At 69.3% G+C, this 13,117-nt stretch carries 11 protein-coding genes; 6 read left to right on the top strand and 5 right to left on the bottom strand.

What is annotated here, in order from left to right:
- Positions 1-10: 10 nt before the first annotated feature.
- Complete coding sequence (deoC, locus tag F8566_RS39125; RefSeq protein WP_151567468.1) at positions 11-955, bottom strand: deoxyribose-phosphate aldolase; 945 nt, start codon at positions 953-955, stop codon at positions 11-13.
- A 181-nt stretch (positions 956-1,136) separates the two neighbouring features.
- Here deoC and F8566_RS39120 point away from each other — a divergent pair, with 181 nt between their 5' ends.
- Both F8566_RS39120 and F8566_RS39115 read left to right on the top strand, forming a co-directional pair.
- Positions 1,137-1,934 carry an SAM-dependent methyltransferase gene (locus F8566_RS39120; protein ID WP_151567466.1) on the top strand — a complete coding sequence of 266 codons (798 nt, stop codon included), beginning with the start codon at positions 1,137-1,139 and terminating at the stop codon, positions 1,932-1,934.
- Positions 1,935-2,026: 92 nt separating this feature from the next.
- On the top strand, positions 2,027-2,923 hold the full coding sequence (locus F8566_RS39115) for a helix-turn-helix domain-containing protein (RefSeq protein WP_225993910.1): 897 nt from the start codon (positions 2,027-2,029) through the stop codon (positions 2,921-2,923).
- A gap of 27 nt (positions 2,924-2,950) precedes the next feature.
- Here F8566_RS39115 and F8566_RS39110 read toward each other — a convergent pair whose 3' ends face one another.
- The gene (locus F8566_RS39110) at positions 2,951-3,592 is read right to left on the bottom strand and encodes a response regulator (protein ID WP_151567464.1); all 642 of its coding nucleotides are present in this window, start codon (positions 3,590-3,592) and stop codon (positions 2,951-2,953) included.
- Entirely contained in the window at positions 3,589-4,635 is a 1,047-nt protein-coding gene (locus tag F8566_RS39105; protein ID WP_151567462.1) for a sensor histidine kinase, read from the bottom strand. Before F8566_RS39105 ends, F8566_RS39110 begins: the two co-directional genes overlap by 4 nt.
- A gap of 141 nt (positions 4,636-4,776) precedes the next feature.
- Between F8566_RS39105 and F8566_RS39100 the strand changes: the two genes are divergently transcribed.
- Positions 4,777-5,397, top strand: coding sequence for a hypothetical protein (locus F8566_RS39100; protein ID WP_151567460.1), 621 nt, complete (start codon positions 4,777-4,779; stop codon positions 5,395-5,397).
- A gap of 30 nt (positions 5,398-5,427) precedes the next feature.
- On the top strand, positions 5,428-6,090 hold the full coding sequence (locus tag F8566_RS39095) for a hypothetical protein (RefSeq protein WP_225993909.1): 663 nt from the start codon (positions 5,428-5,430) through the stop codon (positions 6,088-6,090).
- A 35-nt stretch (positions 6,091-6,125) separates the two neighbouring features.
- Here F8566_RS39095 and F8566_RS39090 read toward each other — a convergent pair whose 3' ends face one another.
- A complete protein-coding gene (locus F8566_RS39090) occupies positions 6,126-6,671 on the bottom strand; it encodes a hypothetical protein (protein ID WP_151567458.1) in 546 nt (181 codons plus the stop codon).
- Positions 6,672-6,945: 274 nt separating this feature from the next.
- Positions 6,946-8,682, bottom strand: coding sequence for an LLM class flavin-dependent oxidoreductase (locus F8566_RS39085; RefSeq protein ID WP_151567456.1), 1,737 nt, complete (start codon positions 8,680-8,682; stop codon positions 6,946-6,948).
- 187 nt (positions 8,683-8,869) lie between these two features.
- On the opposite strand from F8566_RS39085, the gene F8566_RS39080 reads away from it, so the two are divergent.
- Complete coding sequence (locus F8566_RS39080) at positions 8,870-9,910, top strand: CaiB/BaiF CoA transferase family protein (RefSeq protein WP_151567454.1); 1,041 nt, start codon at positions 8,870-8,872, stop codon at positions 9,908-9,910.
- 122 nt (positions 9,911-10,032) lie between these two features.
- Positions 10,033-12,957 (top strand): helix-turn-helix transcriptional regulator, encoded by a 2,925-nt coding sequence (locus tag F8566_RS52730; protein ID WP_318836468.1) that lies wholly within the window; start codon positions 10,033-10,035, stop codon positions 12,955-12,957.
- The last annotated feature ends 160 nt before the right edge of the window (positions 12,958-13,117 follow it).

Below are 13,117 nucleotides of genomic sequence, written 5' to 3'. Positions count from 1 at the left end.
GTCGGTCGAGTCAGTCGAGCGTGAAGTAGTCGGGGCCGGAGTAGACACCGGTGGCCAGCTTGCGGCGCTGCATGAGGAGATCGTTCAGCAGGCTGGAGGCGCCCAGGCGGAACCACTCCGGGGTGAGCCAGTCCGGTCCGGCCGTCTCGTTGACCAGCACCAGGTACTTGATCGCATCCTTGGTGGTCCGGATGCCGCCCGCGGGCTTGACCCCGACCATGCGCCCGGTCTGGTCCCGGAAGTCCCGCACGGCCTCCAGCATGACCAGCGTCACCGGCAGCGTGGCGGCCGGGGAGACCTTGCCGGTGGAGGTCTTGATGAAGTCGGCGCCCGCCCGCATGGCGAGCCAGGACGCACGGCGCACGTTGTCGTAGGTCACGAGCTCGCCGGTCTCGAAGATCACCTTGAGGTGCGCGCCGTGCCCGTCGTTGGCCGCGCCGGCGCAGGCCTCCTTGGTCGCGACGATCTCCTCGTACACCTTGAGGTAGTCGCCGGCCAGGAACGCGCCGCGGTCGATCACCATGTCGATCTCGGTGGCGCCCGCCTCGACCGCCGCCCGCGTGTCGGCCAGCTTGGCCTCCATCGGCGCCCGCCCCGAGGGGAACGCGGTGGCCACGCTCGCCACCCCGATCCCGGACCCCTGGAGGGCCTCGACCGCCGTCGGGACCATGTCCGGATAGACGCAGATGGCCGCCACCTGCGGCACGTCCGGATCGCCGGGATCGGGCCGCATGCCCTTGGCGCACAGGGCGCGCACCTTCCCGGGCGTGTCCGCGCCCTCCAGCGTGGTGAGGTCGACCATGGTGATCGCCAGGTCGATGGCCTGGGCCTTGGCCGACGTCTTGATCGAACGCGTGGCGAGCCGCGCGGCCCGCTCCTCCGCCCCGACCTGGTCGACGCCCGGCAGCCCGTGCAGGAAGGCGCGCAGCTCAGTGGCGCTCGCAAGAGTCTCCATTGACACGCCTCCAGCATCGCGCACGCCCGGCACCTGCACAAAACGGCCAGAGAGTGCAAAAATTCTACAGGTCGTCTATCTTGGTCGAGAAAATCAAACATGCTGTGCCGCCCGATGGGGGTCGGCCCCGCACACTTCCCCCGCGCCTCCGGCGTGACTGTGTAGAGGAGCCCGCTGAGCCATGGCAGACGACCCGGAGCACCCGCAGATCGACACCACTGTGCCGCACTCGGCCCGGATCTGGAACTACTGGCTCGGCGGCAAGGACAACTACCCCGTCGATCGCGAAGCCGGGGACGCCTATGTCCAGGTCTACCCGGGCATCGTGGACGTCGCCCGCGTGAGCAGGCACTTCCTCGCCCGCGCCGTCCGTTACCTGGCCGGCGAGGCGGGCATCCGGCAGTTCCTCGACGTCGGCACCGGGCTGCCGACGGTCGACAACACCCACGAGGTCGCCCAGCGGGTGGCCCCCGAGTCGCACATCGTCTACGTCGACAACGACCCTCTCGTGCTCGTCCACGCGCACGCCCTGCTGACCAGCTCGCCCCAGGGCGCGACGAGCTACATCGAAGCCGACATGCGCAATCCCAAGGAGATCCTGCGCCTCGCCCAGGAAAAGCTCGACTTCGAGCGTCCCATCGCCCTGATGCTCATGGGCGTGCTCGGCCACATCCAGACGTACGAGGAAGTCCTGTCCATCATCCGGGGCCTGATGGGCGGGCTCCCGGCGGGCAGCTATCTGGCCCTGTACGACGACACCGACACCGACGACGCGCACAACAAGGCTCAGCAGGAGTACGACGACACCGGCGCGGTGCCCTACCGTCTGCGCCCGCCAGAGCAGATCGTCGGCTACTTCGACGGTTTCGACCTCGTCGAGCCGGGCGTGGTGGCCTGCGAGTCCTGGCGTCCCGAACCCAGCCCGTTCGATGACATCACCAAGACGTCCACCCTGTGCGGCGTCGCGCGTAAACGCTAGGCGAAGAGGTTCCCGGCACGGTTGTCTCCACCATGGGGTGGATGTCAGTCTTGACCGGGGTTCGGCGTCGCTTGTGATTTTCGGGAGTGGGAGTGGGCACCGAACGCGTCACGGATGTGCCGCCCAGTGCGCTGACGCACGGGCGAGCTGGACCGACCGTGCTGCGGTTGGTCGTGGGCGCGCAGCTGAGACGGCTGCGCGAGCACCGCGGCATCACCGCCGAGGAGGCGGCGTACGAGATTCGTGGATCAGCATCAAAGATCAGCCGGATGGAGCTGGGCCGGGTCGGGTTCAAGGATCGTGACGTCTCCGACCTGCTGACCTTGTACGGCGTCACCGAGCTGGCCGACCGGCTGCCGCTGCTGGAGATGGCACAGCAGGCCAGCGCGCCGGGCTGGTGGCAGCCCTACAGCGACCTGGTGCCGCCGTGGTTCGAGGCGTATCTCGGGCTGGAGCAGGGTGCCAGCATGATCCGCTGCTACGAGGTGCAGTTCGTGCCGGGCCTGTTGCAGACCGAGGCCTACGCCCATGCCCTGATCCGGCTCGGCATGCCCAGCGCCTCCAAAGACGAGATCGAACGCCGCGTCGAGCTGCGGACGGCACGCCAGCAGGTGCTCAGCCGGCCCGACCCGTTGCGGTTCTGGGCCGTGCTCGACGAGGCGGCGATCCGGCGGCCGTTCGGCGACCGCGCGACCATGCGGGCCCAGCTCAAGCAGCTCATCGCCCTTAACGAACTGCCGCACGTCACCGTGCAGATCAACCCGTTCAGCGCGGGCGGCCACGGCGCGGGCGGCCCGATCAGCATCCTGCGGCTGCCCGCCGCCGACCTGCCCGACGTGGTCTACCTGGAGCAGCTCACCAACGCGTTCTATCCCGACAAGCCGGCCGACGTCTTCCACTACACCGACGTGATGAACCGGCTGGCCGTGCAGTCGGCTCCGGCCTCCGCCACGCCCAAGATCCTTCAGAACATCCTCGACGAGATGTGATCCCGGCCCCGGCGGCGCCGTCCTCGCCTAGAGCAGCCCGTGGTCATGGGCGTAGATCGCGGCCTGGGTGCGGTCGCGCAGCCCGAGGCGCGCCAGGATGCTGGAGACGTGATTCTTGACCGTGCCCTCACTCACATAGAGACGGGTCGCGATCTCGCGATTGGTGGCACCGGCCGCGATCAGCCGGATCACGTCGAGCTCGCGGCCGGTGAGCGCGACGTCCGGCTTGGGCACGTCCTTGGGCACGTCCCGGACGGCCTTCAGCAAGCGCCCCGTGACGGCCGGGGCGAACTGGTCGACCCCCGCGTGGACCATGCGCACCGCCTGGGCCAGCTCGGGGGCGGGCAGATCCTTGAGGAGATATCCGCTCGCACCGGCCCGCAACGCGGCGACCACGTACTCCTCGTCGTCGAAGGTGGTGAGCATCAAGATCCGGCACTCCGGCGTCCTGGCTCGGAGCAGCGACGTGGCCTCCACACCGTCCATCACCGGCATGCGCACGTCCATGAGCACCACGTCGGGAGTGAGCGCGAGCGCCCGTTCGACCGCCTCCCGCCCGTCCTCCGCCACACCCACCACGGCCACCCCGGTCTGGAGCCCCAGCAGCGAGGCGATGCCCTCGCGGATCAGCCGCTGGTCATCGGCGACGAGCACCCGGACGTCGCTCATGACGGTCCGGGCACGGTCGCCGTCACCCGCGTGCCCTCGCCAGGCACGCTGTCGATCCGCAACGAGCCGCCCACGAGCTCCAGCCGCTCCCGCATCCCACGCACACCGAAACCCTCGACCTGGGACTCAAAGCCCTTGCCGTCGTCCTCGACGATCAGGCGCGCCTCCCGCCTTCCCAGCTCGACCTCCACACTCACACGGTCCGCGCAGGCATGGCGGTGGGCGTTGGTGAGGCTCTCCTGGGCGGCGTGGTAGAGCACCGGCAAGGCCACCCCGTCAAGTGCCGACTCATCGCCCCGGATCTCAAGGGACACGGCCGTGCCGAACCGTCCGACCAGCGCGCTGAGCGCCGCCGCCAGCGAGAACTGCCCGTGTGTCCGGAGCGTCCCCACCGACCGCCGCACGTCTTCCAAAGCGAGCCGGGCGGACTCCCGCGCGTCCGTCAGGGCCTGATCGGCCGCTGCCGGATCGATGTTTCGAAAGGCCGCCGACTTCTCCAGCTGAACGGAGATCACGGTCAGATGGTGGCCCACGTTGTCGTGGATGTCCCGCGCGAGCCGGTTGCGTTCGGCAGCCGTGGCCAGCGCCGCCGCCTGCTCCGCGTGCCGTTGGGCGACCGCCGCCATCGCGATCGCGAAGACGAGCCCGATCACGAACATCAGCAAGTCCGAGACGGCCTCGGTGTCCCATCCGGACGTGGAGAGCGTTCCCACCACCCCGGCAAGGCACAGCGCACCCAGCGCATAACCCGCCCTGCGGCCGAGGGCGAAGTAGCCGATGAACGGGATGAGCAACAAGAGCGCGCGCCCCATGCCCGAGCAATCCAGCAGGGCCACCACCACATAGAGCCCACACCGCAACGCCAGCATCGGACCCGCAGGCCCCCGCCGCATCGCCTCAAGCGCGATCAAGAGCACCAGCGTCCCGGCGAACCCCGCCGTGCGCAGGTCAGCCGGACACAACCCGGCAATCGCTGAATACAGTCCCGCCACCAGAACGGTGACGTAAAGGAACATCGCCAACCACGAGGCCATGCGCGGCATAGGCCCAGATTAGGAGCCTGGACCACCCACCGATACGGGGCAGCGGCGACTTTGGCCAAAGGTCATGGGTGTCCAGGTCGCACGGCACTCACGCCACCGACGCGCGCTTCCTACGTTCGAGGCACTGGAAAGGAGCACTCCATGCCCACTGCCTCTCTCTTCCGAATCAGCGCGCTAGCCGGTGTCATCTGCGGCCTGTCCATCGCTCTGGGCGGCCTAAGCGAACTCCTAGCAGGCGACAAGACAATCGCCAGCGGCTACCTGAACGGCGTGTCACCGGCATTTGGCCTGGCGTTCCTAGCAGGCCTCTACCTGGCCCAGCGCGAGGCCGTCGGCAGATTCGGCGCCGTGGCGTTCATGCTGAACTACCTAGGCCTAGCCCTCTTCGCCGGGGCTGCGTACGCCCGCAACTTCGTGCTGGTCCACATGGAGAAATCCGAAATCGAAGCGCTCCTAGCGGGAACGCACCGAATCCCGTTCCTCGGAGCGGCCCTCCTGACCTTGGTCGGCACAGTCCTCTTCGGCGCCGCCATGTACCGCGCTGGCATCGTCCCGCGCCCAGCCGCAACTCTCTTCGTCCTGGGCTTCGCCCCCGTCTGCCTCTCCTTCGCCCTGCCCGCGGTCGTCAACCGCACCGGCCACTTGGTCGCCGGAACAGGAATCGTCTGGCTGGCCCTGGCCCTCTGGTCCATGGCCGCGAACCCGCCCAAGCCCGATCTCCCCCAAACGGGTGAGCCCAGCCACCTCCTCAGCGGGAGGTGACCACCTTTCACTCCTAGCAAGATCAGTCACATGACCGCACCGCCCTGGGCCCGCTTGGCCGCTCACACGATCGCTCTGACCACGCTCCCCTCCGGTCTGTGGCGCATAGGCGTGGCCCTGGGTGGGCCCTCCGGCTACACCGAAGAGGGCCTCCGTGACATCTGCCCTCCCGGCATCTGGGGACCGACCTACCTCATCCTTCTCAGCCTCCTGACCGAGGCCGCCGCACTGCTCACCCTGGGACTCGTTCACCGCTGGGGAGAGGTGGTCCCCCGGTGGGTCCCCTTTGTCAACGGCAAAGCCATCCCGCCCCGCGCGGTGCTGATCCCGGCCTGGACGGGAGTCGCCATCCTCGCGTTCCTCTGGACACCGTTCGCGGCCTGGTGGGCGATGCCGCACGAGGGCATGACCGCGACCGGGCACCTCGTGGTCGGCTTCCTCTACCTGCCCCTGGTGGCCTGGGCCCCGCTCCTGGCCGCCGTCACCCTCAACTACCAGCGCCGCAGGAACCACACCACCGCCCCTCTGACATCCACCTGCACCGCGATTCCGGCGTTGGCCGTCACGCCGCTGGTGGTCGCGGAGGAGCACCATTCCCCGAGGCGGATCCTGGTTTACACGGCCTTCACCGCGGGACGCCAGGGCCGCGACTGCGAGCGAGACCACTCCGACACGAACACTCCTGTTCGGTGAATCCCATCAAATGTCCCCGAGCTGGGGCGGCTTACTTAGAGGCGGTGGCACAGGTCGATCAGGGCGTCGCGAGAACGATGGGCGCGGAAGTGGTCTTCGAGGCTCTCCCGGATGAGGATCCCCGGGAAGTCGAGCGGGTCGACGCGGTCGGCGAGCTGGACGCGGACCGTACAGAGCGCACCGTGGTAGAACGCGATGTCCGCGTACGCCGCGTCGACGACGTCGAGCCTCTGGAGGTCGAGGCGCGCCTTGCTGAAGGCATGGAGCTCGTCGGCGAGACCGTGCAGCAACCAGGCGAGGTGCAGGGACGCCGGTGCGTCCGCGGCCGGCTGCCAGTACGTCAGCCGCCGCTCCTCGTGATCCGGGAGGACGCCGCCCTTGGGGATGGGCGCGTGGGGGAACAACTCCGCCCAAGGCCTGGACGGTTTGTCGGCGTCGCCGGTCCCTGTTGCGAAGCCGCTCATGTAAGGCATGGAGAACGAGGCCCAGCTCAGCATGATGCCGAGCTGGGCTCCGGCGAACTGTATGTCGGACAGCTGGACGAGATGGTGCAGCAGCGCGACGTCTTCGGCCCTCATCATGGAAGCGTCAGACGCGGCGCATGAGCGCGACGGCGGCGGCAATTCCACCGGATGCGAGATGGCGAATCTTCACGAGCATTCCCTCTGCGAAATAGGTGATGGTGCTTGCATCCGAAACGCTATGAATTCGGCATCACGTGAAACAGGGCCCCTGGGCCCAATCACTGAGATCCGGGGGCCCCAGTCTCCCCATGCGGTCAGTAAGGATGCGCTCGGACTTCAGGCGCGTGAAGAGAGGGGGCTCCTGGAGAGAGAACATCGAGCGAAGATGACGTCAATAGGGCGACGGACCCCCGAACATCTCGCTGATTTTCGGCGCGAGCTCCAAATTCCCCCGGATCTTCAGGCGTCCGTCCATCAGCAAAGTCGCAGGATTGGCGTCGCCCGAGAGCGTCCGCAGGAAGTCGCCGGTCCCGGTGACAATGGTGATGGCGGGTTCCCGAGCCTCGCCCTGCCGAGACCGGGCCCTCCCCTCTCGCACCTGGATGGTCCACGCGGTCTGCGTCCCGTCCAGGCGGTTCAGCCGGAACTCCAGCTCCCCCTCGAAGCCCGCCGCCATCGACGGGTCGTACTGCCGCGCCATCCCGGCGAAGAAGACCCGCTGCGCCCGGGGACCGAACCTTCGCTCGATCTCGGCGTCCGACCGCCCGCGAACCAGCCGGGACAAGCCCCGCTGCACACGCCGACGCGCGGTCGACCGCGCCTCCTCACGCACCAGCACCAACGCCGGACGGAGTCCCGCCGGACGTCCCGACCTGCGTGCGCGCCGCGCCCGCGCAAGCTCAGCCTCCTCATCGATCCGGTAACCGGGCGGCACCTTCCGCGCCGGAGCCCGCCGGGCCAGCGCCGCCTCGATCGCCGGGGCGAGCCGCTCAGCCTTCGCGGCCTCCCGCTCCTGCCGCCCTTCCACGAAATGCGGCATGACGGCCTTGCCGAAGAGCTCGATGCTCTCGCAGATGTGCTCATGTCGATTGGGCCCGGACTGGAGCACGAAACCAATCTGGTCGACCCCAGCCGTCTCGTACCGCCGGACCAGGTCGATCACCTGCTCAGAAGTGCCGACCGCGCCCCTCAATGACCCCACATTGACGTTCAGCGCCTCCGCGTTCGCGATGATCTGATCCCGATCGAACCCCCGCGCCGCCCGCCGCTCCTGGAACTCGGCCCACACATCCGTACGCCCCGGATCGTGCGGCGTGGTCCCGTAGTAATGCGCGAGCGCGAACCCGAAGAAGTGCGCCCCGTCGATCCCGCGGTCGATCGCGATCGCCTCGTCCTCGTGCAGCATCATCGGCAGCACAACGGTCACATTCGCATTGACCGCGAACCCCGCCGGCACACACTCGTCCGACTCGATGATCCGGTAGTACTCACCCGTCCACTTGGCCGCGTCCTCCGGCTCCACAAAGGAGAACGACAAAGCGCCGATCCCGTTCCGCGCGGCGAAATGAATCGTCTCCCTCCGCGAGCACGCGACCCACAGGGGCGGATGAGGCTTCTGCAAGGCCTTCGGTATCACGTTCCGCGGCGGCATCTGCAAATACTTGGACTCCCACCCCGCGAACGGCTCCTCCACGAACATCCGGGTGATCGCGTCGATCGCGTCCTCCCACTGAGCCCGCTTCTCGGTGCGCCGCACGCCAAAGCCCCCCAGCTCCGCGCTGGAGCTCGCCTCGCCCGTTCCAAAGTCGACGCGCCCGTCCGAAACCAGATCCAAGGTCGCAACCCGCTCCGCCACCCGCGCCGGATGGTTCACATTGGGCGGCAACTGAACGATCCCGTGCCCCAACCGGATCCGCTTCGTCCGCTGCGACGCCGCCGCCAGGAAGACCTCCGGCGCCGACGAGTGGCTGTACTCCTCCAGGAAGTGATGCTCGACCAGCCATACGTGGTCGAAGCCCACCCGATCCGCGATCTCGATCTGCTCCAGGGCGTCCTTGTAGAGCCGATGCTCCTCCCCGTGCTCCCAAGGCCGCGGAAGCTGGTGCTCGTAGAAGAGGGAAAACCGCATCCCAACCACCTCCACCGGTAGTGACCGGCCGGCCCACCCGGCCAGCGTCACCCTGAATTAGACGCTCTGTCAACGGATGCGGGGGCCGGAGGGCTCACGTGGGTGAAGCTAAAAAACCAAGCGCTCGCTTGACTCGCCCGGGGCCGGGACGACACCGTGGACCGATCACGGTCGAGGAGAGGTGTCCATGGCGCTGCTGGACGGGTTGCGGGTGCTGGATCTGACGATGTGGCGGCCTGGGCCGTACGCCACGCAACTGCTCGCCCAGCTCGGCGCGGACGTGATCAAGGTGGAGCCGCCCGGCGGGGAGCCGATGCGGATGTTCCGGAGCCACTTCGACCTGCTCAACCAGCACAAGCGCAGCATCGCGCTCAATCTGAAGGACGACGCCGACCGGGCACGTTGTCTTGAGCTGGCGGCCGAGGCCGAGGTCTTCGTCGAAGGATTCCGGCCAGGGGTGGCCGACCGGCTCGGCGTCGGCCATGGGGTTCTGCTGGCGCTCAATCCGCGGCTCGTCTACTGCTCGCTGTCGGGGTACGGGGCGGAGGGACCGCTGGCGGCTGTGCCCGGACATGACGTCAACTACCGGGCCTACACGGCTGCGCTTCCAGCCGACGCGGTCTCACCCGACGCCGACGAGCTGCCGGTGGCCGACATGGCGGCCGCGACCATGGCCGCGTTCGCGATCACCGCGGCGTGCCTCAAGGCGCGTGCGACCGGCGTCGGTGACCGGATCGACCTCGGCATGGCCGACGTGCTGGCCAACTGGGTCGGAACGGTGCCCACGGCGATCAACCGGAACGGCGGTTCGGGACCCGTGCCCGGCTATGGCGTCTACACGACCAAGGACGGCCAGAAGATCACGCTCGGAGTGGTCTCCGAGGAGAACCTCTGGACGGCGACGTGCGCGGCTCTGGGCCTGGACGAGTATGCGGACGTCCCGTTCCTCGAACGGCTCGGACGAGTGCGCGAGCTGGACGAGGCCGTAGCGGCTGCCGTCGCACATCTCACCCGGGACGAGGCGGTCGAACGTCTCGGCACGGCAGGCGCCCCCGTCGCCCCGCTGCTGACGCGGGCCGAGATGATGGCGCACGAGCATTTCGGAAGCCGGGGCGTGATCCATGGCGACACGGTGGGAAGCCCCGTTCGCACGGCAGTGCATCCGCCGCTACCGCCCGGCCCGGTCGCGGAGCTGGACGAGCACCAGAACCAGACCTGGCACCCCTGACCGCAGCACCCCGACCGCAACGCCCCGACCACCACCTTGCCGCTCGTCGGCATGAGCGTGCCGAGGGTCTCACAGGGTGATATTTGTACGACTTTGTCGTAGTCATGCGGCATCCTTGGTGCGTGAGTGCACGTGTGATGAGTCCGGTCCTGGTGGGCCGTTCGGCCGAGCTCGGCGATCTGGACGAGGCGCTGGCCGCCGCACCGGGGGCCGTGCTGGTCGGCGGTGAGGCGGGGCTCGGCAAGACACGGCTCATCCGTGAGTTCGCCAGGGCGGTTGAGAGGCCGGTCGACGGGACGCCACGGGGGCGGCTGCTGGTCGGCGGCTGCCTGGAGCTGGGCTCCGACGGCCTGCCGTTCGCCCCGTTCACCACTGTGCTGCGCGGCCTGGTCCGCGACATCGGCATCGACGGGGTGGCTGAACTGCTGCCGCGCGGCGACACCCGCGGCCTGGCGCGCCTGCTGCCCGAGTTCGGCGAGCCGGAGAGCGACACGCCTTCCGGCGAGGAACGTGCCCGGCTGTTCGAGCTGGTCCTGACCTTGCTGGAACGGCTGGCCGAGCGGCAGCCGCTGGTACTGGTGATCGAGGACGCGCACTGGGCCGACCGGTCCACCCGTGACCTGCTGGCGTTCCTCATCCGCAACGTCATCGCCACACCGCTGCTGATCGTCGTCACGTACCGCGTCGACGAGTTGCACCGCACCCATCCCCTACGGCCGCTGCTGGCCGAGCTCGGGCGCAGCGACAAGGTCCGGCGGGTCGAGCTGGCCCGGCTGTCGCGCGCAGAGGTCGCCGAGCTGGCCGCCCGGATCCTCGGGACCGAGCCACAGCCCCAGCTGGTGGACAAGATCCATGCGCGCAGCGAGGGCAACCCGCTGTTCATCGAGGCGCTGCTCGACAGCGACGGGACGCTCGCCAGCGAGATTCCCGAGTCGCTGCGTGACCTGCTGCTCGCGGGCGTACAGCGGCTGCCGGACGAGACACAGGACGTGCTGCGCGACGCCAGCGGCGGCGGCACGCGCATCGAGCACGCCCTGCTCGCCGCGGTCTCCGGGCTTGACGACACCACGCTGACCCGCGTCCTGCGGCCCGCCGTGGCCGCGAATGTGCTGGTGGTGGACGGCGACGGCTACGCGTTCCGGCACGCCCTGATCCGCGAGGCGCTCCACGACGATCTCCTGCCGGGCGAGCACACCAGGCTCCACACCCGCTACGCCCAAGCGCTCGAGAACACCCCGGGCCTTGTCCCCGCCGGACGGTTGTGGATCGAGCTCAGCCACCACTGGAACGCCGCGCACGATGCCACGTGGGCGTTGGTCAGCTCCAGCCGCGCGGCCGGTGACGCCCACAAGGCCCTGGCCTACGCCGAGTCGCTGGCGATGTTGTCGCGCGTCCTGGAGCTCTGGGAACGGGTGCCGGACGCCGCCGAACGGATCGGCGCCGGCCACACCGACGTGCTGGAGGACGCAGCGATCGCCGCCGACCTCGCCGGCGAGTACGAGATCGGCATCAGGCTGGCCACCGCGGCCCTGCGCGAGGTCGAGGAGTCCGGCGGCCCCAGCACGCGGCGCGCCGCCCTGCTGGAGCTGCGCGGCCGGATGCGTTTCGAGATCGCCCGGCCAGGGTTCGTCGAGGACCTGCGCGAGGCGGTGCGCTGCCTGCCGGCCGAGCCGACCGTGATCCGCGCCCGTACGCTGGCCACACTGGCGCAGTACGTACGTCTGACGACCGATACGCACGAGGCCCGGAGCGCCGCGATCGAGTCGCTCGAGATCGCCCGGGCGCTGGGCGACGTCACGGCCGAGGCCGACGCGCTGATCACGCTGTTCTGCGTCGACATCGACTACGACGAGGACGCCCAGATGCTCGCCGAGGTCGACGAGGTCGCGCTGCGCTCCGGAAGCCACCGTGTGCTGCTTCGCCTCGCCGTGATCAAGTCGCATTTCCTGGAGGGCCGTGGCCTGCACGAGGAGGCCGTCGAGGTGGCCCGGCGCGGCATGGAGCAGGCCAAGGAATTCGGCGTCGCCCGTACGAAGGGCACGTTCCTCGGCATCAACCTCGCCGAGCCGCTGGTGTCGCTCGGCCGCTGGGACGAGGCGTTCACCGTCCTCGACCAGGCGCTGGAACAGGACCCGGCGATCACGATCCGCACCTCGCTGCTGGTGCTCCTCGGCGAGGTGGCGACGGCGCGCGGCGAACTGGCGACCGCCGAGGCCTGGCTCAACGCCTCGGACGAGATCATGGACGTCACCATGGAGGGGCGGAAGACCCAGGACTACTTCGCCACGCTCCGGCTGAAGGCCCGGCTCCGGATCGCGGCGGGCCGGTACGAGGAGGCGCTGGAGGCCGTGCGCCCGGTGATCCCCACCACGGGCCTGCCGGACGACAGCCGCTACGCCTGGCCGGTCATGGTCCTCGGCGCCACCGCCTGCGCCGCCCTCGGCGAACGGGCGATGATCAACGGCGAACCCGCCCTTCCGCAGATCGAGGCCCGTGCCGCCGGCCTGAAGGTGCTGGGCCCCGCCCAGGAGGCGCACCGTCTCACATTCCTGGCGGAGGTCTCGCGAGCCCGCGGCGTGAACGACCGGGTCGCCTGGGACGCCGCCGCGGCCGCGTGGGACGAGCTCGGCCAAAGCCATTCACTCGCCACCGCGCTGACCCGCGCCGGCGAGGCATCGATCCTCGACGGCGACCGTGACGGCGCCGCGGCTCGCCTGCGGCGGGCCGCCGACCTCGCCGAACGGCTCAAGGCCGGGCCACTCTCCGCACAGATCGACGACCTCTTCCGCCGCGCCCGCCTCACCCGCACGTCCGGGCAGACCACCGCCCCGCCGCTCGGCCTGACTCCGCGCGAACTCGAAGTGCTACGCCTGGTCGCCGACGGCCAGAGCAACCGTGAGATCGCCGAGATGCTCTTCATCTCGGCCAAGACCGCGAGCGTCCACGTCTCCAACATCCTGACCAAGCTCGACGTCACCAGCCGCGGCGAAGCCGCAGCCACCGCACACCGCCTCGCCCTCTTCCCGGCCCCCACCCTGAAGCGCTGAGGGGGCGCGGCCCTGGCGACGCGGGATGGATCCGGCGGCGGGAACCTCCCCTCCCGGGCTCCCGCCGCCGCATCGTCGGACCACACGGGAACTTCAGTGGTTGCCGTCCCGGACACGGCCCGCGGAAGTACGCGGCACTTCTCCGCGTGGAGAGGCGGTC

Source organism: Actinomadura rudentiformis (assembly GCF_008923185.1).
Lineage (GTDB): Bacteria > Actinomycetota > Actinomycetes > Streptosporangiales > Streptosporangiaceae > Spirillospora > Spirillospora rudentiformis.
Note: the sequence above shows the minus strand (reverse complement) of the source record. Positions and strands in the feature narration are given on the sequence as shown.